Source organism: Cobetia sp. SIMBA_158 (genome assembly GCF_046566945.1).
GTDB lineage: Bacteria > Pseudomonadota > Gammaproteobacteria > Pseudomonadales > Halomonadaceae > Cobetia > Cobetia amphilecti.
On sequence record NZ_JAWJYL010000005.1, the window covers coordinates 112,275 to 132,552 of the forward strand.

The 20,278-nt window shown below is 63.2% G+C and carries 18 protein-coding genes; 8 read left to right on the forward strand and 10 right to left on the reverse strand.

Annotation, left to right across the window (positions count from 1 at the left end; genetic code table 11):
* Window positions 1–15: 15 nt before the first annotated feature.
* Together R2R70_RS09855 and R2R70_RS09860 are read left to right on the forward strand one after the other, a co-directional pair.
* The gene (locus R2R70_RS09855; protein ID WP_410977914.1) at window positions 16–1,167 is read left to right on the forward strand and encodes a pyridoxal phosphate-dependent aminotransferase; all 1,152 of its coding nucleotides are present in this window, start codon (window positions 16–18) and stop codon (window positions 1,165–1,167) included.
* Between the two features lie 24 nt (window positions 1,168–1,191).
* The gene (locus R2R70_RS09860) at window positions 1,192–2,277 is read left to right on the forward strand and encodes a DUF4105 domain-containing protein (protein ID WP_410977915.1); all 1,086 of its coding nucleotides are present in this window, start codon (window positions 1,192–1,194) and stop codon (window positions 2,275–2,277) included.
* Between the two features lie 34 nt (window positions 2,278–2,311).
* Here R2R70_RS09860 and R2R70_RS09865 read toward each other — a convergent pair whose 3' ends face one another.
* On the reverse strand, window positions 2,312–3,856 hold the full coding sequence (locus tag R2R70_RS09865) for a YifB family Mg chelatase-like AAA ATPase (RefSeq protein ID WP_107335728.1): 1,545 nt from the start codon (window positions 3,854–3,856) through the stop codon (window positions 2,312–2,314).
* A 1,202-nt stretch (window positions 3,857–5,058) separates the two neighbouring features.
* Between R2R70_RS09865 and R2R70_RS09870 the strand changes: the two genes are divergently transcribed.
* Window positions 5,059–5,337: a CBU_0592 family membrane protein gene (locus tag R2R70_RS09870; protein ID WP_043331581.1), complete on the forward strand. Its 279-nt coding sequence runs from the start codon at window positions 5,059–5,061 to the stop codon at window positions 5,335–5,337.
* Between the two features lie 94 nt (window positions 5,338–5,431).
* On the opposite strand, the gene R2R70_RS09875 is transcribed toward R2R70_RS09870, so the two are convergent.
* Window positions 5,432–5,806, reverse strand: a complete 375-nt coding sequence (locus R2R70_RS09875) for an accessory factor UbiK family protein (RefSeq protein ID WP_107335729.1) — start codon at window positions 5,804–5,806, stop codon at window positions 5,432–5,434.
* 437 nt (window positions 5,807–6,243) lie between these two features.
* On the opposite strand from R2R70_RS09875, the gene R2R70_RS09880 reads away from it, so the two are divergent.
* The 3 genes from R2R70_RS09880 (at window position 6,244) to glnK (ending at window position 8,349) form a co-directional block, all read left to right on the forward strand.
* Complete coding sequence (locus R2R70_RS09880) at window positions 6,244–6,582, forward strand: P-II family nitrogen regulator (protein WP_043331582.1); 339 nt, start codon at window positions 6,244–6,246, stop codon at window positions 6,580–6,582.
* A gap of 31 nt (window positions 6,583–6,613) precedes the next feature.
* Window positions 6,614–7,861 (forward strand): ammonium transporter, encoded by a 1,248-nt coding sequence (locus R2R70_RS09885; protein ID WP_216061131.1) that lies wholly within the window; start codon window positions 6,614–6,616, stop codon window positions 7,859–7,861.
* 149 nt (window positions 7,862–8,010) lie between these two features.
* Window positions 8,011–8,349, forward strand: a complete 339-nt coding sequence (glnK, locus tag R2R70_RS09890; protein WP_024951507.1) for a P-II family nitrogen regulator — start codon at window positions 8,011–8,013, stop codon at window positions 8,347–8,349.
* Between the two features lie 163 nt (window positions 8,350–8,512).
* Here the strand turns inward: glnK and R2R70_RS09895 are convergent, their stop codons facing one another.
* Window positions 8,513–9,289 (reverse strand): ferredoxin--NADP reductase, encoded by a 777-nt coding sequence (locus tag R2R70_RS09895; protein WP_043331585.1) that lies wholly within the window; start codon window positions 9,287–9,289, stop codon window positions 8,513–8,515.
* Window positions 9,290–9,575: 286 nt separating this feature from the next.
* On the opposite strand from R2R70_RS09895, the gene R2R70_RS09900 reads away from it, so the two are divergent.
* The gene (locus R2R70_RS09900; RefSeq protein WP_410977916.1) at window positions 9,576–10,523 is read left to right on the forward strand and encodes a LysR family transcriptional regulator; all 948 of its coding nucleotides are present in this window, start codon (window positions 9,576–9,578) and stop codon (window positions 10,521–10,523) included.
* A 176-nt stretch (window positions 10,524–10,699) separates the two neighbouring features.
* Here the strand turns inward: R2R70_RS09900 and R2R70_RS09905 are convergent, their stop codons facing one another.
* The gene (locus R2R70_RS09905) at window positions 10,700–11,128 is read right to left on the reverse strand and encodes a host attachment protein (RefSeq protein WP_043331587.1); all 429 of its coding nucleotides are present in this window, start codon (window positions 11,126–11,128) and stop codon (window positions 10,700–10,702) included.
* Between the two features lie 254 nt (window positions 11,129–11,382).
* A complete protein-coding gene (locus R2R70_RS09910) occupies window positions 11,383–13,326 on the reverse strand; it encodes a methyl-accepting chemotaxis protein (protein WP_165873865.1) in 1,944 nt (647 codons plus the stop codon).
* 335 nt (window positions 13,327–13,661) lie between these two features.
* On the opposite strand from R2R70_RS09910, the gene R2R70_RS09915 reads away from it, so the two are divergent.
* Entirely contained in the window at window positions 13,662–14,210 is a 549-nt protein-coding gene (locus tag R2R70_RS09915) for a hypothetical protein (RefSeq protein WP_410977917.1), read from the forward strand.
* Window positions 14,211–14,354: 144 nt separating this feature from the next.
* Here the strand turns inward: R2R70_RS09915 and R2R70_RS09920 are convergent, their stop codons facing one another.
* From R2R70_RS09920 to speE, 5 genes are all read right to left on the reverse strand, one after another.
* Window positions 14,355–15,083 (reverse strand): amino acid ABC transporter ATP-binding protein, encoded by a 729-nt coding sequence (locus tag R2R70_RS09920; protein WP_043331784.1) that lies wholly within the window; start codon window positions 15,081–15,083, stop codon window positions 14,355–14,357.
* Between the two features lie 78 nt (window positions 15,084–15,161).
* Window positions 15,162–16,286 (reverse strand): amino acid ABC transporter permease, encoded by a 1,125-nt coding sequence (locus R2R70_RS09925; protein WP_043331588.1) that lies wholly within the window; start codon window positions 16,284–16,286, stop codon window positions 15,162–15,164.
* A gap of 10 nt (window positions 16,287–16,296) precedes the next feature.
* Window positions 16,297–17,487, reverse strand: a complete 1,191-nt coding sequence (locus R2R70_RS09930; RefSeq protein WP_410977918.1) for an amino acid ABC transporter permease — start codon at window positions 17,485–17,487, stop codon at window positions 16,297–16,299.
* Window positions 17,488–17,755: 268 nt separating this feature from the next.
* The gene (locus R2R70_RS09935; protein WP_054556406.1) at window positions 17,756–18,781 is read right to left on the reverse strand and encodes an amino acid ABC transporter substrate-binding protein; all 1,026 of its coding nucleotides are present in this window, start codon (window positions 18,779–18,781) and stop codon (window positions 17,756–17,758) included.
* A 430-nt stretch (window positions 18,782–19,211) separates the two neighbouring features.
* Window positions 19,212–20,075 (reverse strand): polyamine aminopropyltransferase, encoded by an 864-nt coding sequence (speE, locus tag R2R70_RS09940; protein WP_216061127.1) that lies wholly within the window; start codon window positions 20,073–20,075, stop codon window positions 19,212–19,214.
* Window positions 20,076–20,278 lie beyond the last annotated feature (203 nt).

The window sequence follows — 20,278 nt, forward strand, 5'->3', positions numbered from 1 at the left end:
TTTTCCGGAGCCAACATGACCACCGCCAGTCCCCGTCGCTTTCTTGCCCACCTCTATCAGGACGGGCCGCATAACCCGTTCCCCGGCATCAAGGCGCTGGAACGCAGACTGGGACACGCGCTGCCGTATCAGTATGGCTCCAACGAAGGGCTCGACATGCCGCACCATACGCTGGGCGGCGCGCTGGGCACTGCCCTGGCCGACCTGAGCCGCAGCTATGCCGACGCCGATGCCTGGCAACTGCGCCAGCAACTGGCTGAGCGTCTGGGAGTCGCCTACGAGAACCTGCTGGTCGATGCCGGTGCCGACAGCCTGCTGGCACTGGTGATGCGCGCCACCGTCTGTGCGGGCGAGCGCGTGATCACCAGCGCCGGCACCTATCCGACCCTGGCGTACTTCGCCCGCGGGCTGGGTGCCGAGGTCATCGAGGTACCCTACAGCGAGAGCTTCGCCACGGCCGATGACGCCTCATCGTCGCGACTGACACCGGACCTCGCGGCGCTGCTCGCCGCGGCAAGGCAGCATGATGCCCGCGTCGTCTATCTCGCCAACCCCGATAACCCCAGCGGCCACCTGCATTCTGACGCCGATGTGCGCGCTCTGCGCGACGCCCTGCCGGAGAACTGCAGCCTGCTGCTGGACGAGGCCTATCACGACTTCCGCCCGGACGCCGCCCAGGCCGACCATGCGCCGATGGCGCGCACCTTCCGCCTGCGTACCTTCTCCAAGGCCTATGGGCTGGCGGGCCTGCGTCTCGGCTTCATGATCGCCGAGCCTGACGATGTCGCCATGCTGACCAAGGTGCGGATTCACTTCGCGGTCAGCGCCCCGGCAATGGCGGCAGGTGAGCTGCTGCTGGCGCACCCTCAAGAGGCGGCAGCGCACGTCGCCGGCGTGATCGACTGTCGCGATCGTCTCGCCGAGCACCTGCGCTCGCTGGGCGCGGAAGTGCTGCCCAGCGCGACCAACTTCCTCTGCGTGCGCCTCAAGAGCGCCGAACTGGCAGCACAGGTGCAGCAGCAATTGATGGCTCAAGGCGTGCTGATCACTCGCTCCCCGCATCCTTCGCTTGGCCATATCCTGCGCATCTCGACACTCGAAGACAGTCTGGTGCCGGGCCGTCTCGCGCGTCTCGAGCAGGCCATCGCCGAAGAGCGCCGTTCATGAACGATTTATCGTGAGGGCCTCGCGATGACCCTGGTCAGCCTCGCGGCTCGCGCCTTGAGCAGCCTCGCCGTGGTGGGCGCGAGCCTCTGGCTAGCGCCCGCACTGTGGTTCCGCCTGCCGGGACCGGAAGGGCTGCGCACCACCGTGGCTGCTCTCGCAGCGGTGCTGGGGCTCGTGTGCGTGATTGCCCTGTGGTGGCCACAGGCCAGCGCGATTCGCTGGCGGCTGATGGGCAGCTACCTGATGCTGCTGGTCGCAAGCCTTGCCTGGTGGGCCAGCATCACGCCACGGGCGGACCGCGACTGGGCGCCGGAGGTGGCGCATCTGGTCGAGGGGCAGGTGGTCACGCCAGCACGGGACGAGGCATCGCCGGCAAGCGCCAGGACCGAGGCTGCCACGCAGGGTGAAGTGCTGCATCTCGAGCAGGTACGCAACTTCGTGTGGCACAGCGCCGAGGATTACACGCCGCGCTGGGAAAGCCGCGACTATCCGCTGGAGGAGCTGACCTCGGTGGACCTGCTGACCAGTCACTGGATGGGGCCGCAGATCGCCCACACACTGATCAGCTTCGGCTTTGCCGATGGCCGCTATCTGGCCTTCTCGGTGGAGATCCGCAAGGAGCGCACCGAGCAGTTCTCGACCCTCGGCGGCATGTTCAAGCAGTACGAACTGGCGGTGATCGCCGCCGACGAACGCGACATCATCCGCGTGCGCAGCAACGTGCGCGGCGAGCAGGTACACCTCTATCGAGTGCAGATGCCGCGCGAGATGATCCGCGAGCTGTTGCTGGCCTACGTCGACGAAGCCGAGACATTCCGCACTCAGCCACGCTTCTACAATACCGCCACCAGCAACTGCACCACCCTCGTCTACGCGATGATGACGCGCCTGACCGACGGCCTGCCGCTGGACTACCGTCTGCTGCTCTCCGGCTATCTGCCGGAATATGTCGCGGACCAGGATGCCCTGAGTGACGCTGCGCCCTTCGCGGAACTCAAGGCCAGCAGCCTGATCAATCCCGCCGCCATCGCCGCCGATGAGCATCCGGACGGCGACTTCTCACGCCTGATTCGTGCGGGCATTCCCGGCGCGGACAGACCTTCCTACTGAGCCCGCGCAGGGCTGACGTCCTGACCCGCCGACATCAGGCGCTGCGCTGCTGGGCACCGGCGCCCGGGCGAGCCGGGTCCCTGCCCATCATGCGGTCCAGCTGGCGATAGCCGATGGCCTCCATCAGCTGCGGCCGCTGCACACCGTCCTGGTCGATCAGATCACTCAGTGTCAGCGCGACACGCAGCACCCGGTGATAGGCGCGCGCCGAGAGATTGAGGCGTGACAGCACACCGGCCAGCCACTGGCGCTCGCCGTCTTCCAGCTGACAGGCGGCTTCCAGCGCGTGGGTATCCAGATGGGCATTCAGGCCGCCGCGTGCCAATTGGCGCGCGCGAGCGGCCAGCACTCGTTCGCGCACGCCGGCCGAGGCCTCGCCGGGAGTGGCGGACGTCAGCTCCTCGGCGGGCAGGCCCGGCACCTCGACCTGCAGGTCGATGCGGTCCAGCAACGGGCCGGACAGACGCGCCTGATAGCGCTGGATCTGCGCCGGGGTGCAGCTGCAATTGCGGCGACTGTCGCCGAGGTAGCCGCAGGGACAGGGATTCATCGCCGCGACCAGCTGGAAGCGCGCCGGGAAACGGCGTTGATGGCTGGCGCGCGAGATCAGGATACGGCCACTCTCCAGCGGCTCGCGCATCACTTCCAGCACGCCACGGTCGAACTCCGCCAGCTCATCCAGAAACAGCACGCCATGATGCGCCAGCGACACCTCGCCCGGGCGCGGCTTGGAGCCACCTCCCACCAACGCGACCCCACTGGCCGTGTGGTGCGGGGCGCGGAATGGCCGCTGACCCCAGCGCTCCATGATCGGCAGACCACAGACCGAGCGCACCGCCGCGACTTCCAGCGCCTCCCCTTCGCCCAGTGGCGGCAAGATGCCGGGCAGGCGACTGGCCAGCATCGTCTTGCCGGTGCCCGGCGGACCAGCGAACAGCAGGTTGTGGCCGCCGGCCGCGGCGATCTCCAATGCCCTGCGTGCCTGATGCTGGCCACGCACCTCGCTCAGGTCGGGCTCCGGCAGGCGCGCCTGGGGAATGATCGAACACACATGCGGCGTGAGGCGCTCGCGCCCCAGCAGGTGAGCCACCAGCTCCAGCAGATGGCCCACCGCCAGTACTTCCAACTCCTCGGCGAGTGCCGCCTCGTCGGCATTGCCGCGCGGCACCACCAGCGTCCGCCCCGCCTTGCGACAGCAGAGTGCGGCTGGCAGCACGCCAGTGACGGCACGGATGCTGCCATCCAGCGCCAGCTCGCCAAGGCACTCCATCGCTGCCACGGCCTCTTCCGGTATCTGCCCGGAGGCAACCAGAATCCCCAGCGCAATGGGCAGATCGAAGCGTCCGCCTTCCTTGGGGAGGTCCGCTGGCGCCAGATTGAGGGTGATGCGCCGCGCCGGAAACTCGAAGCCGGCATTGAGCAGCGCACTGCGCACCCGCTCGCGACTCTCCTTCACCGCCGCTTCCGGCAAGCCGACGATGGACAGCCCCGGCAAGCCGTTGGAAAGGTGTACCTCGACCTGTACTTCCGGTGCCTCGAGACCAAGTGACGCGCGCGTGCGCAACATTGCCAATGACATGAGCCTTCCCTGCGTGATGCCGCCTCTCAGTTGCACGGCGCAATCGGAGCAGGCACTGGCCTGCCATGAGCGCGAAGGCACACACCGCTGCCAACCCTCCCAGCATGGCAAACCTCATACTCCCCAGAAGGCGAGCGCCTCAACGCTCGGGCGCTCGACAATTGCCGCAAGGCTTCGCACACCACTACGACACTGCCATGCGTCACCTGAAAATGCGTGTTCAGGTGACGATTCTCGCGCCTATAACGTAAATTTCTTTACGCCCCATACTCACGCAATTACTGAATACGTAACAAAAATACAGGATGTGGATAACATTACATAATCATCGCTTGTGGACATTTTTTGAGCGCTCAAAACTTCATCATTCAAGGTACTGATACCATCGATGATCAAGCGAGCCAACGTCGGACCAGGACACCCACAGCCCGACCTCAACTCACAAGCACCAACCAACAGAAATTAAACTCAATAACTGCAGGCAGGGTGCTTGAACGATCGACTCAGTCGAGTGATGAAAGCCATGTCAGAGATCAGATTGAGCCAGAGGAGCTCATGAGCCGCCTGTCAGGGAGAGATCAGCGACGGCGCATGCGTTGCGTTCGAGGAATTTGCACGAGCATCGGGTCGTTGATGCCGGGGATTGGTGCCTGAGGACCTGGCGCTAGGTGACGGCTTATTGCTGTCTGGTGATTGAGAGCGTCTGGTGCCCTGCATCTGCGACTGCGGCTGCGGCTGCATCTGCGGCTGCGGCTGCGGCTGCCATTTCAGCTTCACGCGCCGCGACGCGCTTGGGTGCTGACGATGCGGATCTCTCGCCGGCATGACGCTTACGCTACCAGCATTGCCGACAAACGCTCGCGGCGAGTTAAAAGTAGCGGTTTTGGCAGCATTTTCCACGCAAAAGCGCCTGTTTTGGCGCATTTCAGCGCCACCATTCGTCACATGGGCAAGGTGTGAGGCCAGCTCGAGACCTGCCTGCACCAAGAAAGTGCTCAGACAGGGGCGATAGCGTCCTCGAGAGAGCCACAAGAGTGCCGCCGGACGGGGACTGCTGTATATTTGATCGGTTGTCCCGGCCTTGCCGGGATGACCGCCAAGCTGTCTCACGGAACGCCGCCGCTGCGCGGCAGAGAATCGTCCAACCCACGGAAAGGGCCAGCCATTCAGGACGACTTCGGCTTGTTTCAGGAGCACTACCCATGCAAGACATGCTTGCCCCGCTGGCATCCCTGGCGGATGTGATCGGCATGCTAGGCACCACTCTGGTCGTCGGCGCCTTCTTCCTGCTGCAGATAGGCAGACTCGATGCCCGCAGCCTGACCTACAACTTGATGAATCTGAGCGGGGCGATCTTGCTGTTGATCAGCCTGTGCATCAATTTCAACCTCGCCAGCTTCGTGATCGAGATCTTCTGGATCATCGCCTCAGTGGTAGGTCTGGTGCGCTGGATGCTGGGCACTCGCCCCCAGACTGCCTGAGGCCGCCCCTCAGAATCAGCGGCGCCCATGACGCAAAAAACCGCCACGCCCCGAAAGGGCGTGGCGGTTTTGGTTCAGCCGTCACCTGACGGAATCAGGCGTCGCGCTGGCGCTCGATCTCCGCGGCGTGACTGGCGGCTTCACGCTTCGCTACCGCGGCTTCCCCCTCGTCATCCACTGGCGTGGTGGGCTCGGCAGCCGGTGCATTGCCCGCCACCAGCCCCTGCTTTTCCAGCAGTGCCTCGAGGGCGATGACCTGCTTTTCCAGCGACTCGACGCGGCTGCGCGTACGCGTCAGCACATCCATCATGATGTCGAAGTCTTCACGCGAGACCAGCTCCATGCGGTCGAAGGCACCGCGCATCACCCCTTGCACGGACTTCTGCAGCTCTTCCGGGCCATGCGAGGCATCCTGCAGGCGCTCACCGATCTGCTGGGCCATACGCCCGATGACGTCATTCTTGAACATGCTGCACCTCAGCCGTTGCGGGCCGGCGGCCGCGTCGTGCGGACTGCCGGTCAGAAAATGATGACACCCCTGTACATGGGGCCGTCGTGTCCTGCTGCAAGGATACGCAACCCTGGAGTCGGGTGCATGCCCCGCATCGTCCTGCACCAGACAATCCTCATCGGCAGGCACACACCTGCACCACATTAGCACTTGCCCCCACACCCAAAGGCGCAGAAACAGCACCATTACGGTGCATGCCAGGTGACCTTCGGATTCAGCCATCTTTGCACAGGCCGAAAGACTGTCAGTCATCCTGCGATAACCAGATGAGTTACAAGGATTTTCAGCCGCATGGCACATCTCGTGCGATGCACTTGTCAGGAACAGGCCGCCAGCTCATCTGACTGGCCATGCTTAACAAGAATGATCATTCCGGTAGCGAACGGGGGCAGCACATGAAACTGATCACCGCCATCATCAAACCCTTCAAGTTGGACGACGTGCGAGAAGCACTGGCCGACAACGGCGTGCAGGGGATTACCGTCACCGAAGTGAAGGGCTTCGGACGTCAGAAGGGGCACACCGAGCTGTATCGCGGTGCCGAGTACGTCGTCGACTTCCTTCCCAAGGTCAAGATTGAAGTGGCTGTCGATGACAGCAGTGTGGAATCGGTACTGGACGCCATCACCCAGGCGGCCAACAGCGGCAAGATCGGCGACGGCAAGCTGTTCGTCACTCCGCTGGACGATGTCATCCGTATCCGCACCGGTGAACGCGGCGCCGACGCTGTCTGAGCCCCGCGCACAATAACAAGGAGAACCCCGCATGAACGAGATCATCGAGGTCAAGTACGCACTTGATACCTTCTACTTCCTGGTCTGTGGCGCCCTAGTGCTATGGATGGCAGCCGGCTTTGCCATGCTCGAGGCCGGTCTGGTCCGCGCCAAGAACACCACCGAGATCCTGACCAAGAACGTGGCGCTGTTCGCCATCGCCTGCACCATGTACATGGTCGTCGGTTACCACATCATGTACTCGAGCGCCGAAGGCGGCTTCCTGCCGAGCCTGGGCTTCCTGATCGGTGCCGAGAATACCGCTGAGGAAGCGCTCGCTTCCGGTGGCGACATCTACTACAGCGCACGTTCCGACTTCTTCTTCCAGGTGGTGTTCGTGGCTACCGCCATGTCCATCGTCTCCGGTGCGGTCGCCGAGCGCATGAAGCTGTGGGCCTTCCTGGCCTTCGCCGTGGTCATGACCGGCGTCATCTATCCGGTGCAGGGTTACTGGACCTGGGGTGGCGGCTTCCTGAGCGCAGCGGGCTTCAGCGACTTCGCCGGCTCCGGCATCGTGCACATGTCCGGCGCTTCCGCCGCTCTGGCAGGCGTGCTGCTGCTGGGCGCTCGCAAGGGCAAGTACGGCAAGAATGGCGAGATCAATGCCATCCCGGGCGCCAACCTGCCGCTGGCCACGCTGGGTACCTTCATCCTGTGGCTGGGATGGTTGGGCTTCAACGGCGGCTCCGAGCTAGTGCTGTCCAACATCGATGAGGCCAACGCGGTCGCTCAGGTCTTCGTCAACACCAATGCCGCCGCCTGTGGTGGTGTCATCGCCGCGCTGATCCTCGCCCGTCTGTGGTTCCGCAAGGCTGACCTGACCATGGCCCTCAACGGCGCGCTGGCTGGCCTGGTCGCCATCACTGCGGGTCCGCTGGCGCCGAGCGTCGGTGCTGCCACCCTGATCGGCGCCGTCGGCGGTCTGCTGGTCGTGTTCTCCATCGTCGGTCTCGACAAGCTGAAGATCGATGATCCGGTCGGCGCCATCTCCGTGCACGGTGTGGTCGGTCTCTGGGGTCTGCTGGCCGTGCCGCTGACCAATGACGATGCCACCTTCTCCGCACAGCTGCTGGGCGCCGCCTCCATCTTCGCCTGGGTGTTCATCGCAAGCTTCGTGGTGTGGCTGATCATCAAGGCCATCATGGGGATTCGCGTCAGCGAGGAAGAAGAGTACGAAGGTGTGGATCTGGCCGAATGTGGCATGGAGGCCTATCCGGAGTTCACCTCCAGCCGCAAGTAAGCCTGGACGCGACAGCACCTGCAGCATCAAGACTCCCGCCACCTGGCGGGAGTCTTTTTTCCTGACTGGATAAGCGGTGTATGCTTGAGTCAGAGACCGGCGTGACGAGCAGGCCTCGTTACCCGCACCATCACCCAAGGAGAGACACGATGAAACTGGTCACTGCCATCATCAAGCCATTCAAGCTCGACGACGTGCGCGAATCCCTGTCGGAGATTGGCGTGCAGGGTATCACCGTGACCGAGGTCAAGGGATTCGGCCGCCAGAAGGGCCACACCGAGCTGTATCGGGGTGCCGAGTACGTGGTCGACTTCCTTCCCAAGGTGAAGCTGGAAGTCGCGGTGGATGACGCCATGATCGATTCCGTGATCGAGGCGATCACCAATGTCGCCAACACCGGCAAGATCGGCGACGGCAAGATCTTCGTCTCGCCGCTGGAGCAGGTCATTCGCATCCGTACCGGCGAGACCGGCAAGGACGCCGTCTGAGCCTCTGGCGCAAGCCCCTGGCACTGACGTGCTGCCCCGACGGGTGACATGAGCACACAAAAAAACCGCAGGCCATCGGCCTGCGGTTTTTTCGTTTCAACACTTGCCGTTCATGCGTGATGCTCGCGGGTCATGCTCTGCTGAGCCTCACTGCTCGACAAGCTTACTTCTCGACGAAGGCACGCTCGATCACGTAGTCACCCGGCACGCCCATCTTCGGCGAGATGGCGAAGCCGCGCGCATCCAGCATGGCGCTGATGTCATCGAGCATCGCCGGGCTGCCGCAGATCATGGCGCGGTCGCGCTTCGGGTCCAGCGGCGGCAGGCCGATGTCCTCGAACAGCTTGCCGTTCTCGACCAGATCCGTGATGCGGCCCTGGTTGCGGAACTCCTCGCGCGTCACGGTCGGGTAGTAGATCAGCTTCTCGGCGATCTCTTCGCCCAGATACTCGTGCTTGGGCAGCTCTTCCGCGATCATGTCGGCATAGGCCAGCTCGGAGACATGGCGCACGCCGTGCATCAGGATGATCTTGTCATAGCGCTCATAGGTTTCCGGGTCCTGGATGACGCTCAAGAACGGCGCCAGGCCAGTGCCGGTGGAGAACAGGTAAAGGTTCTCGCCCGGCAGCAGATCGTCCAGTACCAGCGTGCCTGTCGGCTTGCGAGAGACCATGATCTGATCGCCCGGCTGCAGGTGCTGCAGGCGTGAGGTCAGCGGGCCGTCCTGCACCTTGATGGAGAAGAACTCGAGGTGCTCCTCGTAGTTCGGGCTGGCGATCGAGTAGGCACGCATCAGCGGCTTGCCTTCGACTTCCAGGCCGATCATCACGAACTGGCCGTTCTTGAAGCGCAGGCTGTCTTCACGCTGAGTGCGGAAGCTGAACAGCGAATCGTTCCAGTGATGGACGTCGATGACTTCGGTTGTGGTCAGACTGCTCACCTGATGGCCTCCCGGGGCGTGGCCCCTCGAATTCGATATTCTCTATTGGCATAAACAAATAACAGCTTATGACCCAATGAACTATGCAGCGATTGTAGTCACTGCAGGGTTATGCGTTAAATGGTTTATCTGGATATAGGTTATCTAGTTTACCAATATTGGTTGCGAATGAATCGCATTTCAACCTTGATCGTGCAGGGTCCGCCCGCTCTGACGGCGAATCCTGCGTTGCGTTCACTTTCGCCTCCTCATCTCTGCTCCTTCACTGCATGCCCCGGGAGGTCGAATGCGCTACAGCCTTCGCCAGCTGGCCGTCTTCGTGGCGGTCGCGCGGCATGACAATGTCTCGCTGGCCGCCGACAGTCTGGCCATGTCGCAATCAGCGGCCAGCACGGCACTGGCCGAGCTGGAGCGTCAGTTCGATTGCCGGCTGTTCGATCGCCATGGCAAGCGCCTGCGGCTCAATGGCCTGGGGCGTGAGCTGCTGCCCAAGGCGATCGCGCTGCTGGACCAGGCCGAGGAGCTGGAGCAGCTGCTCGGTCAGCAGGACGCCACCGGCTCGCTGGAGATCGGCGCGACGCTGACCATCGGCAACTATCTGGCACCACAGATCATCGGTGACTTTCTGCATCATCACCCAGCCAGCCGCGTCGAGTTGCACGTGCACAACACCCATCAGCTGATCGACAAACTGGTGCACTTCGAACTGGACATCGGGCTGGTGGAGGGCGAGGTGGAGCACCCGCTGCTGGAGGCGACCCACTGGGTCAGTGATCGGCTGAGCATCTTCTGTGCGCCGTCACACCCGCTGGCACAGGGCGAGGTCACGCTTGAGCGCCTGCTGGCGGCTCGCTGGATCATGCGCGAGCGTGGCTCCGGCACACGCGGCACCTTCGAGCAGGCATTGCGCCCACATCTGGACGGGCCTTCGACCAGCGTTTCCCAGCGCCTCGACATCATGCTGGAGCTGGAACATACCGAAGCCATCAAGCGCGCCGTGGAAGCGGGGCTCGGCATCGGCTGCATCTCGCGCCTCGCGCTGAGAGATGCCTTTCGGCGCGGCAGCCTCGTCGAGCTGCCCACTCCATGGCTGGAGCTGACGCGCGCCTATCGCTTCGTCCACCATCGTGATCGCTTCATCACCCAGGCGATGCGCGAATTCGTCGCCGGTTGCCGCAGCCTGAGCGGCAGCGCCTCACGCAGTGACGAGATCATCCTGCCGCAGGTGCCGTGATTCGCACACGCTCGGCCTTCAGCAATCGAGCCTGATGGCACAGAGCATCAAGACACCAACCCCTGATGACACCATCCCTCTTGTCACGGGAATCATAATAATAGTGACCACTCACACACAGACGCCGCCAGCGTTTCCGCTGGCGGCGTCCTGGTCTCTGGATGACGGGGGAGTGATCAATGAGTCAGGCCGGTGAAACGTGCCTTGATCTCATCAGCGCTCTCGTGGGAGAGGTCCTTGTCGACGGTTTCCGTCACCAGCTTGGCGACCGGCTTGTCGAGCTTGTCGCGCAGCGCCCCCAGGAACTTGGGCGCGGCGGCGATGATCAGCTGATCGAACTTGCCGTCATTGGCCGTCTGCTTGAGGTATTGCGCGACTTCCTTGGCGAAGAAGTCCTGATGCTTGTCAGAGGTCGCTCCATCATCGCCAGTCTGATGCAGGCTGCCGTGCCCGCCGCTGGATTCACCCTTGCCACCGGTTCTCAGGTCACCGGTATGCTGGCGGCTTTCAGGATGTACGAGGCTTTCCACTTCGGTGACCTTGCCAGCGGCACGGGCAAAGATACGTGCACGTGCGGCGTCGGCAGCAACGATGTAAGTAACCATTTACACACTCCCTGTCTCTCGTGAGGCGTCGTTGATGAAGAATGACGATCATCGCTTCGCTTTCAATTGACTACATGCTGGCACCCTTGCGCACATTCAACCCTTGCCGCTCATTTCCCGCACACCGCCCCGCCAGCCCGACGCCTGAAGGTCGACAGGAAAGCAGATAACCAAAAACGCCAGGGCCGCCCCGAAGGGCGGCCCTGGCGTCTGATGCCTGTCACTGGCGACTGCCAGCTCGCGTGCTGACGGCCTTACCAGGCTTGCCAATCCAGCTCCTCCGATGCGACGGGGCTGGCAGCACGAGGACTGGAGCCCTGTGCGGACAGGGTGCCTGCGCTGCGCGGCGCCATTGCGGGCGGCTGCGCAGGGCCATCCAGACGGAAGCGGCCCACCATCTCGGCCAGACGCGCCGACTGCTCGGAGAGCGCATCCGCTGCCGCGGCGGATTCCTCCACCAGCGCCGCATTCTGCTGTGTCACCTGGTCCAGCTCGGCCACGGCGCTGGAGACCTGTCCGACACCGTGATTCTGCTCCTGGGTGGCATGGCTGATCTCGCCGATCACCTCACTGACACGCATCACGCTGGCGACGATCTCGTTCATGGTGCTGCCGGCTACCCTGACCTGTTCGGCACCATTGCGCGTGCGCTCGTTGGCGGAGCTGATCAGCGTGGCGATTTCCCGCGAGGCCTCGGAAGAGCGCTGGGCGAGGGTACGCACCTCACCGGCCACCACCGCGAAGCCACGCCCCTGCTCGCCGGCGCGGGCCGCCTCGACGGAGGCATTCAATGCCAGCAGGTTGGTCTGGAAGGCGATGGAGTCCATGACACTGACGATCTCGGTGATCTTGCGCGAGTCGTCATCGATGCCCTGCATGGTGGTGACGACCTCTCCGATCACCTCCCCCCCGCGACGCGCGACCTCACTGGCCGACTTGGCCAGACCGTCAGCTTCATGTGCGGAGTCCGCGGACTGGGCGACGGTACCGGAGATCTGCTCCATCGAGGCCGAAGTTTCCTGCAGATTGGCCGCCGCCTGCTCGGTACGTGACGACAGATCCTGACTGCCCTGGCTGATCTCGGCGGCGGCAGTCTGCACCGCGCCGCTGGCGAGGCGAATCTCGCTGAGCACGCCATTGAGGGTCGAGACGAAGCGATTGAAGGCATTGCCGATCTCGGCGACTTCATCACGCCCGCTGACCTGAATGCGCCGCGTGAGATCGCCCTCGCCTGCAGCGATATCCACCAGTGCATCACGCACCAGCGCCAGGCCGCGCAGACTGCGGCTGGCGATCCACGACATCACGGCGGCCGCCCCCAGCAACACCAGCAGCGTCATGGCCAGCGTGGTCCACAGCTGGGCATAAAGCGGTGCATCCGAGTCGGCCACATCCAGGGCCAGCGCCAGACGCCAACCGGTATCTCCTAGCCCTGCCGAATCCAGCTCGGCACTGAACATGCGGTAATCACGCTGCTGGATATCGACCACCAGTGCCGACTGGCCAGCGGCCACCAGGCGATTGCTGCTGGCCAGGGTCTCGGGCGTCAGCGCCGATGCGAGTGCACTCATCGGCTTGAGCACCAGGGCATCATCCGGGTGGGCGATCAGCGTGCCGGTATCGTCGATCAGGAAGGCGAAGCTGTTGGGCGTCGGCGAGAGTTCGGCGACCGTGCGGGTGATGAACGCCAGCGGCAGATCACCACTGACCACGGCGACCAGCCGTGAGCCGCGATAGACCGGCGCCGCCACGCTGATTTCCAGTTCGCCACTGGTGGCACCGACATAGGGCGCCGTGATGACGGGCTTGCCGGTCGCCACCGCCGCCTGATACCAGCCACGTTGGCGCGGGTCATAACCTGCCCGCCCCGGGCGCCCATCGAAGTAGCGGAAACGACCATCCGGGAAGCCGACATAGGTCTTGCTGAAGTCGCCCTGCTTCATCGCCTGGGTCAAGGCGGCATCGGGGAAGTTCTCGAGGCTACTGGCCGCGATGCCGCTCACCGCATTGATATGCACGCTGAACCACTGACTCAGCTGGGCGGCGTTCGATCTCAGCAACTGTTGCTGGTAGTCGCTCTCATCGGCATGCGTATTGCGGAACGTGGTCCAGGCATTCAGGCTGCTGACGACCACCAGCGCCACCAGCACTATCGCCACACAGGCTAACGTGATGCGCGCACGTAACGAGGCAAACATCGCCACTCCTTGGTTCAAATCCATGGGGAAGGGGGCCGGGGGCGCCAGCGCAGAGCGCGTCGGTCTGCCCCTCGGTGGCAAGGCATGCAGGCATGCGGTGTACCGGCGTCATCATCGGTACGTGCCGCCCTCTGTATCGGCATGCCCGGCCTTTCCTTTACCCCGCCAGCCACATGCAACGCTCCTACATCGTTGCCGGAACCGACACTGGCGTCGCGACTCCCGGACATGACGTCGATGGCGAAGTGCGTGCTAACATCCGCCCAACGCGGGGTGCCGCCTGCCCGTCTGCCACCGCTCCCCTCATCCTGTGGTCTTTTCTCGGAGAAGTTTCGATGCGCAATCTGCTCCTGATGCGCCGCCCGCTGCCCCGGCGCGTGCTGGTCACCGCTCACCTGATGCTGCAGCTGGGATTGCTGGCGGCTGCCAGTGGCTGGACGCTGCAGCACTTGACGCCCATCGGGCCTGACAATTCGCTGGTCGCGCAGTGGCCGGTACTGGCGCAGGGTGTCGGCGGCTTCCTGCTGGCCTTCGTGATGACGCGCCTGCTGTTCGAGTTGCTGATGGCGCCCCATCACCTGCTGAGCATCCGCGGGGCCAATCACACCCTGGATGCCGCGGCGCTGGTGACGCGCTCCATCTCGCGCCGCCCGGCAGTGCACGACAATGACGACAGCTGGGTCGGCAAGCCGCGCAGCGTCACCTGGCCGCGCGAAGGCGAAGAAGCCCCCGCTGCCACAGCAGCGACGGCGACATCTGCCGATACACCTGCCGCTGCATCGCCCAAGGCCGCCGCCAAGCCGCAGGAGCCAAGCCTGGGCAGCGATGAAGAGCTGCCAGACACCCACAGCAGCGAAGTACGCCGCACCGAGCCCAGCCTCTAAACGAGCCTCTTTATCCAGAGGCGCTAGATGGTAGTGAGCACCCACTGACTGCCTTGCGGCTCACACACGAAAACGCCCCGCGTGATGGAAATCACGCGGGGCGTTTTCTGTTTACGGCTTACAGCATCCAGTCAGTCCGTGGCCTCAATGCCCCAGAATCTGGCTGAGGAACAACTGGGTCCGCTCGGACTGCGGGTTGTTGAAGAACGGCTCCGGCGCGTTCTCTTCGATGATCTGGCCCTGATCCATGAAGATGACGCGGTCGGCGACGGTCTTGGCGAAGCCCATCTCGTGGGTCACGCACAGCATGGTCATGCCTTCATTGGCCAGTTCGACCATGACATCCAGCACTTCCTTGATCATCTCCGGGTCCAGCGCCGAGGTCGGCTCATCGAACAGCATCACCTCCGGGCTCAGACACAGCGAGCGCGCGATCGCGACACGCTGCTGCTGGCCACCGGACAGCTGGCCGGGGAACTTGTGGGCCTGATCGGCGATGCGCACCCGCTCCAGGTACTTCATGGCTTCGGCTTCCGCCTCGCGGCGCGGCCGCTTCTGCACCCAGATCGGCGCCAAACAGCAGTTCTCCAGTACCGTCAGATGCGGGAACAGATTGAAGTGCTGGAACACCATGCCGACGTTGCGACGGATCGCCTCGATCTGCTTGATGTCCTGGGTCAGCGGCATGCCGTTGACCACGATATCGCCTTCCTGATGCTCCTCGAGATGATTGATGCAGCGGATCATCGTCGACTTGCCGGACCCCGAAGGGCCACAGATGACGATACGTTCGCCCTTGCGCACGCTCAGGTTGATGTCGCGCAGCACGTGGAAGTCGCCGTACCACTTGTTGAGGCCCTTGAGCTCGATCATCGGGCGCTCATCGGCGCCGGTGTTGCCCTGCGAGGCGGATGTTGTCGTTGTCATGATGAAGATTCCTTGGCGCCGTGATCAGCGCTTCTTGTGACCGGTATGCAGCAGGCGCTCGAGATACTGGCTGTAGCGCGACATGCTGAAGCAGAAGACCCAGAAGACCAGCGCCACGAAGGCGTAGCCCTCGATGGAGTAGCCCAGCCATTTGGGGTCGGCGAGACCGGCCTGCACGATGGCGAGCAGATCGAAGAGCCCGATGATCAGTACCAGCGAGGTGTCCTTGAACAGGGCGATGAAGGTATTCACGATGCCAGGAATCATCAGCTTGAGCGCCTGGGGCAGCACGATCAGCCCCATGTTGCGCCAGTAGCCCAGCCCCAACGCCATGCCGGCCTCGGTCTGTCCCTTGGGGATCGCCTGCAGGCCACCACGCACCACTTCCGCCATGTAGGCACTCTGGAACAGGGTGATGCCGATCAGCGCGCGCACCAGCTTGTCGAGATTGACCTCGCCAGGCACGAACAGCGGCAGCATCACCGAGGCCATGAACAGCACCGTGATGAGCGGCACGCCGCGCCAGAACTCGATGAACACCACACAGATGCTCTTCACGATCGGCATCTCGGAGCGACGCCCCAGCGCCAGCAGGATCCCCAGCGGCAGTGCCGCCACGATACCCACCACCGCCAGCACCAGCGTCAGCATCAGACCACCCCACTCGTGGGTACCGACGATCTCGAGGCCGAAGCTGCCGCCATGCAGCAGGAAGTAGGCAATGAAGGGGAACACCGCCAGGCTGACGATGGCGACCCAGCCCTTGGCCGGCAGCTTTGGAATCGCCAACCAGGCGATCAGAGCCGCAAAGACGGCGAAGACGATATCGACCCGCCAGGTTTCCTCACTCGGGTAGAAGCCGTAGATGAACTGATCGAGGCGCGCACTGATGAACACCCAGCAGGCGCCCTCCCCCGTGCAGTCCTCTCGTGAGGTACCGCTCCAGCTGGCATCGATCAGCGCCCACTGCAGGCTGGGCACCACCAGCAGGTAGACCAGATACAGCGCGAACAGCGTGAACAGCGTATTGATCGGTCCGGCGAACAGATTGCTGCGCAACCAGGCCACCGCGCCGATGCTGTCGCTCGGCGCCGGACGGGAATCGATCATCTTCTCGGTGACCCGTGACAGGGTCTTTTCAATCGACATGGGCAGACCCTCAGCGCTCGACCAACGCCATGCGGGCGTTGAACCAGTTCATGAACATGGAGACCAGCAGACTGATGGTCAGATAGACCAGCATCGTCATGGCGATCACCTCGATGGCCTGACCGGTCTGGTTGAGCGTGGTACCCGCGAAGACCGAGACCAGATCGGGGTAGCCGATAGCCGTGGCCAGCGACGAGTTCTTGATCAGGTTCAGGTACTGGCTGGTCAGCGGCGGGATGATGACGCGCAGCGCCTGCGGCACCACCACCAGACGCAGTGTCATGCCACCGGACAGCGACAGCGCCCGTGACGCTTCGGTCTGGCCGTGCGGTACCGCTTCGATGCCGGAACGCACGATCTCGGCGATGAAGGCAGCGGTATAGACCGACAGCGCGACCCACAGGGCGAGGAACTCGGGGACGACCGTGATGCCGCCACGGAAGTTGAAGCCCTTGAGTTCCGGCAGCTCCCAGCTCAGCGGCATGCCCATCGCGAAGTAGGCCAGCAGCGGCGCCACGATGATCAGACCGAGCGAGATCCAGCCTGCCGGCATGCGCTGTCCGGTACGCGCCTGACGCTGGCGGTTCCAGTAGCTGAAGATGCCGCTGGCGACGACGGCCAGCACGAACACGGCAATCACCACCGAGAAACCGCTGGAGGTGATGGGGGCCGGCACGAACAGACCGCGCACGTTGAGGAAGAACGCCTCGCCCAGCGACAGCGAGCCACGCGGACTCGGCAGGGTTCTCAGGACGGCGAAATACCAGAAGAAGATCTGCAGCAGCAGCGGGATGTTGCGGAAGACTTCGATATAGACCGCCGCCAGCCGCGAGATCAGCCAGTTGGGGGACAGACGCGCGACCCCCATGACGAAGCCGATCACGGTCGCGGCGATGACACCCAGTGCGGATATCAACAAGGTATTGAGCAGGCCGACGATGAAGGTATCGCCATAGGTGGATTGCTCGGAATAGTCGATCAGGCTCTGCAGGATGCCAAAGCCTGCGGTGTTGTCCAGAAAGGCAAAGCCGGTGGTGATGCCACGGCTTTCGAGGTTGGTCAGGGTATTGCTGACGATGATCGCCAACACACCGAACACGCCTGCCAGCATCAATAGCTGGAAGATCAGTGCCCGCTTGGCCGGGTCACGCCAGAATGGCGGCTTGACCGTGGCCGGCGGGCGAGAAGCAGGTTGTGTCATACAGGCAATCTCCGCCGGAAAGCTATGCGACTTCCGCCTGCCGTCCTATCGAACGGCAGATCAGTTATCTCTCGGCACTCGATGAATGGGTCACGAGGAACAGGCTGGGCCTCACAGGCTGGGACTCATGTAGGACTTCTTGTTGCCGGGCCCCACATGACGCTGGCCAGAGGAAGTGGAGCAAGACGCTCACTTCCCCTGGCCAGCGTCCTTGCTCAGCCTGTCATGAGGGGCAAGGCCCACCCGCAGTACAGGGCGAGCCCGCGCATCAGCGAACCGGCGGGGCGTACTGGACGCCGCCATCGGTCCACAGTGCGTTCAAGCCGCGCTCGATACCCAGTGCGGAGCCGGTACCGACGTTGCGCTCGAACATCTGGCCGTAGTTACCGACCTGCTTGATGACCTGGTAGGCCCAGTCAGCCGGCAGCCCCATGGCTTCCCCGTAGTTGCCATCAGCACCGACCAGGCGCGCGACGTTCGGGTTGGTGTCCGACTTCTTCTCTTCGATGTTGTCGGAGCTCAGCCCCATCTCTTCGGCGTTGATCTGGGCGAACAGGGTCCATTTGACGATGTTGAACCACTGGTCATCGCCCTGACGGACGACGGGGCCCAGCGGCTCCTTGGAGATGACTTCCGGCAGCACCATCGCGGACGCCGGATCGGAGAGCTTGATACGCAGCGCGTAGAGCTGGGATTGGTCGGAGGTCAGGACGTCACAACGACCGGCTTCGAAGCCCTTGACGGTCTGGTCGGAGGTATCGAAGACGACCGGCTCGAAGGACATGTCGTTCATGCGGAAATAGTCCGCCAGGTTGAGCTCGGTGGTGGTGCCGGACTGGATGCAGACGGCTGCCCCGTCCAGCTCCTTGGCACTGGAGACGCCCAGGTCCTTGCTGACCATGAAGCCCTGGCCGTCGTAATAGTTCACGCCAGCGAAGTTGAGGCCCAGTGAGGTGTCACGGGTCGCCGTCCAGGTGGTGTTGCGAGACAGGACATCAATCTCGCCGGACTGCAGCGCGGTGAAACGCTCCTTGGCCGTCAGCGGTACATAGCGCACCTTGCTGGCATCGCCCAGCACGGCTGCCGCGACGCCGCGGCAGACGTCGACATCGAGGCCCTGCCAGTTACCGGCGTCATCCGGTGCCGAGAAGCCCGGCAAGCCGGTGCTGACGCCACACTGGACAAAGCCCTTTTCCTTGACGCTATCCAGGGTCGCGGCACTGGCGCCTGTCGCCATGGAGGCGGCCAGGACAGCGGCGCTAGCGATCAGCAGTGGCTTCTTGTTGTTATGCATCGTGATTCCCTCGCGAAAGTCTGGAGTCCGCTCGATCAGCCTCGAGTCAGAAGTGGTGCAATGCATTGCATGGCACCTATCGACAATAGCAAGCCGCGTTCCAATTTCCGCCTATCGCGTGATCCGCTGCGTTCAACGCTGAAAAAAGCGCTAAAACCCAGTGATATAGACCAAAGCCTCGGGGTGGGGCGGCGGATCATTCCGCGCGATTGCCGCGCAGTTAGGCTCATGGCGAGACCAGTTCGCCTCATATCGGTGCAAAATAAAAACGGCCGTTTCATTGCGAAACGGCCGTTGGCGGTGCAGCGATGTGGCGCGAGTGGCAGATTGCGACCAATGTCTCGGTCTGACTGACTCAACGCTTGTTCATCCCATCAGGCACGTTTTCGTGCCTGATGGGGCTTGCTTGCCACCGCAAGGTGCATGCAGATCACTTCTCCAGCAGGCGCTGCATGAAGGGCGGCAGCACCAGGGCGGCGCGATGGCCTTCGACGGTATAGAAGTCACGCGCGAAGGTGGCGGCAGCGGCATCTTCCTCGCGGAAGGACTTCACGTCACAGCCCTTGCCCGCCAGGGTGCAGCTCCACCAGCCGGACGGATACACCGGCTGCGGGAACGGCAGGGTCGCGACGCTATCAAAGCCCGCTTCGCCCATGTCGTTGCGCAGGTCCTTGATGATGGAATCGGTGTGATAGAGCGGAGACTCGCTCTGCTGCACCATCAGGCCGCCCTGCTTGAGGATACGATGGCAGCGCTTGAGGAAGTCGGTCTTGAACAGACCTTCCGCCGGACCGACCGGGTCGGTGGAATCGACGATCAGCACGTCGATGCTCTCGTCGGGGCAGTTGTCGACCCACTTGACGCCATCCTCGAACAGCAGCTCGGCGCGCGGGTCGTCATTGGACTCGACCAGCGCCGGGAAGAATTGCTCGGAGGCACGCGTGACAGCCTGATCGATATCGATCTGGGTGACCTTCTCCACGCCCGGGTGCTTGAGCACCTCACGCAGGGTGCCGCAATCGCCACCGCCGATGATGACGACACGCTTGGGGTCTGCATGAGCGAACAGCGCCGGATGCGACATCATCTCGTGATAGAGGAAGTTGTCACGGTCAGTCAGCATCACGCAGCCGTCCAGCACCATCAGGTTGCCGTAGGTCTCGGTGGCATAGACTTCGAGGTGCTGATAAGGGGTCTGCTCGTCATGCAGCTTGTGGCTGACCTTGAGCGAGAAGGCGCTGCCGTGGCGATCGAAGATTTCGGTAAACCAGGAGCCATCGAGACGTTCGGTCATGGGGGACCCTCGCATTGGATATCACAGACGGGATATCAAGGTATGGATAGAGACGGCACGATGGCCATCGGAAATTGCGCCAATCAGCACTGCGCCAGCGTCAGGCCGGCAGTTCACGGCCCGCATGACGACCATGCGGCGTGATGTCGTGATACGCGACATGCCGGGCAAGCGCCAACATGGCGCAGGCGCTGCACCATAGC

Coding starts and splice junctions, on each gene's coding strand:
- R2R70_RS09855 (WP_410977914.1), top strand. CDS start 16: ATGACCACCGCCAGTCCCCGTCGCTTTCTTGCCCACCTCTATCAGGAC.
- R2R70_RS09860 (WP_410977915.1), top strand. CDS start 1,192: ATGACCCTGGTCAGCCTCGCGGCTCGCGCCTTGAGCAGCCTCGCCGTG.
- R2R70_RS09865 (WP_107335728.1), bottom strand. CDS start 3,856: ATGTCATTGGCAATGTTGCGCACGCGCGCGTCACTTGGTCTCGAGGCA.
- R2R70_RS09870 (WP_043331581.1), top strand. CDS start 5,059: ATGCAAGACATGCTTGCCCCGCTGGCATCCCTGGCGGATGTGATCGGC.
- R2R70_RS09875 (WP_107335729.1), bottom strand. CDS start 5,806: ATGTTCAAGAATGACGTCATCGGGCGTATGGCCCAGCAGATCGGTGAG.
- R2R70_RS09880 (WP_043331582.1), top strand. CDS start 6,244: ATGAAACTGATCACCGCCATCATCAAACCCTTCAAGTTGGACGACGTG.
- R2R70_RS09885 (WP_216061131.1), top strand. CDS start 6,614: ATGAACGAGATCATCGAGGTCAAGTACGCACTTGATACCTTCTACTTC.
- glnK (WP_024951507.1), top strand. CDS start 8,011: ATGAAACTGGTCACTGCCATCATCAAGCCATTCAAGCTCGACGACGTG.
- R2R70_RS09900 (WP_410977916.1), top strand. CDS start 9,576: ATGCGCTACAGCCTTCGCCAGCTGGCCGTCTTCGTGGCGGTCGCGCGG.
- R2R70_RS09905 (WP_043331587.1), bottom strand. CDS start 11,128: ATGGTTACTTACATCGTTGCTGCCGACGCCGCACGTGCACGTATCTTT.
- R2R70_RS09910 (WP_165873865.1), bottom strand. CDS start 13,326: ATGTTTGCCTCGTTACGTGCGCGCATCACGTTAGCCTGTGTGGCGATA.
- R2R70_RS09915 (WP_410977917.1), top strand. CDS start 13,662: ATGCGCAATCTGCTCCTGATGCGCCGCCCGCTGCCCCGGCGCGTGCTG.
- R2R70_RS09920 (WP_043331784.1), bottom strand. CDS start 15,083: ATGATCGAGCTCAAGGGCCTCAACAAGTGGTACGGCGACTTCCACGTG.
- R2R70_RS09925 (WP_043331588.1), bottom strand. CDS start 16,286: ATGTCGATTGAAAAGACCCTGTCACGGGTCACCGAGAAGATGATCGAT.
- R2R70_RS09930 (WP_410977918.1), bottom strand. CDS start 17,487: ATGACACAACCTGCTTCTCGCCCGCCGGCCACGGTCAAGCCGCCATTC.
- R2R70_RS09935 (WP_054556406.1), bottom strand. CDS start 18,781: ATGCATAACAACAAGAAGCCACTGCTGATCGCTAGCGCCGCTGTCCTG.
- speE (WP_216061127.1), bottom strand. CDS start 20,075: ATGACCGAACGTCTCGATGGCTCCTGGTTTACCGAAATCTTCGATCGC.